General features: G+C 63.1%; 1 protein-coding gene. It reads left to right on the forward strand.

Annotated elements, in window-relative coordinates:
• On the forward strand, positions 1–1,270 hold a 1,270-nt coding region (locus J0A65_RS22970), incomplete at its 5' end, for a hypothetical protein (RefSeq protein WP_206596623.1).
• Positions 1,271–1,370 lie beyond the last annotated feature (100 nt).

Here is a 1,370-nt window from a genome sequence, read left to right on the forward strand (position 1 = left end):
GGTACATCAAGGTGAGCCGGTGATGCGCAGAGGGATCGTTGCACTGCTCGCGAGCCTGCCGGTGCTGCTGGTCGTGAGTGGCTATGCCTGGATGCGGGATGAGCCGCTGAGTGTCGACGCCCAAACCTGGCTCGAACAGGCCCAGGTCGATGCGGGGCCGAGTCGGGCCTATGTGTTTCTCAATGGTCTGGATGCCGATCCTGGGCAGTCGCCAGAGGCACTGGGTGCCGAGCGGCTGCAGGCCTATCGCACCTGGCGCAGCAGCCACGGCCCGCTGGATGAGGGTTTTGCGGAGCCGCTGGTCCCGACGTTGGCTTTAGCGAATGGACCATTGTTCTGTGCGATAGAGAAAGATGGCTGTCTGAGCACACTGCTGAGCGGGGTGTCTGGCTGGGTGGAGACGGATGAGCAGCGTCTTCTGCGCGAGCGCTACTGGCAGTTCCTCCAGCTCGATGACTACCGCAATCTGCTGGAGGACAGCATCATGGCCCCGTTGCCACCCTACCATTACCTGATGAATGGCCAGCAGCTGCTGGCTCTGCAGCTGCTCAAGGCGGCTCAGGCGGGGGAAGGTGAGCAGGTTCGGGTGCGTCTCGACGAGGAGCTGCAGCTGCTGCGAGGACAGATGCGCCGCGCCGATACGCTGATCGCGAAGATGATCATGGTGCGTATGGTCGAGCGCAACATGCGCTGGCAGGCCGTGCTCTATCGCCAGGGGCTGATGCCCGCGCCGAGCAGCGTGCTGGCATTCGATCAAGCCGAGCGCAGCTTGCTGAGGCCGCTGCAGTATGAGTTTCGGAGTGTGGCCCTGATGTTCAAGAGCCAGCCCAGCAGCAACCTGGACTGGAAGGAGCGCCTGCTCATGTGGTGGGGGCTGCGTCCGCAGATGAGCATCAACGCCAGCCTGAGTTTCTATCAGCCACTGGCTGAGCTGTCGCAGCTTCCGCCTGCGAAGTTTGCCCCTAAGGTCCAGCAATTGCCTGAACCTCAGTGGCAGAAGAGCCGGCGCAATCCCGTGGGTAACGTGCTGCTGGGTATGGCCATACCGGACTTTCGTGACTATGCCGTGCGTGTGCAGGACCTTGAGGTCCAGCGCCGTCTCCTGCAAGGGATGTCTCAACTGCCTCAAGGTGTGCCAAGTGCCGAGCAGTTGCATGCCTTCGACAACCCCTACTATCCGGGCCAGCCGGCGCTGCTCGATGAGCGTGACCGGCTGTGCTTTGCCGGACCTTTGCCGGTGCGAGACGGCGCGCGCTGCCTGCCGCTGTGAGCGGGACGTAGCCCGGATGCAATCCGGGGGCGGTTTGGCAGCGTCCCCGGATTTCATCCGGGCTACATGACGCAGAGTCAGGCGTGGCTCAGGTACCAGC

This window comes from Bowmanella yangjiangensis, from assembly GCF_017255015.1.
Taxonomy (GTDB): domain Bacteria; phylum Pseudomonadota; class Gammaproteobacteria; order Enterobacterales; family Alteromonadaceae; genus Bowmanella; species Bowmanella yangjiangensis.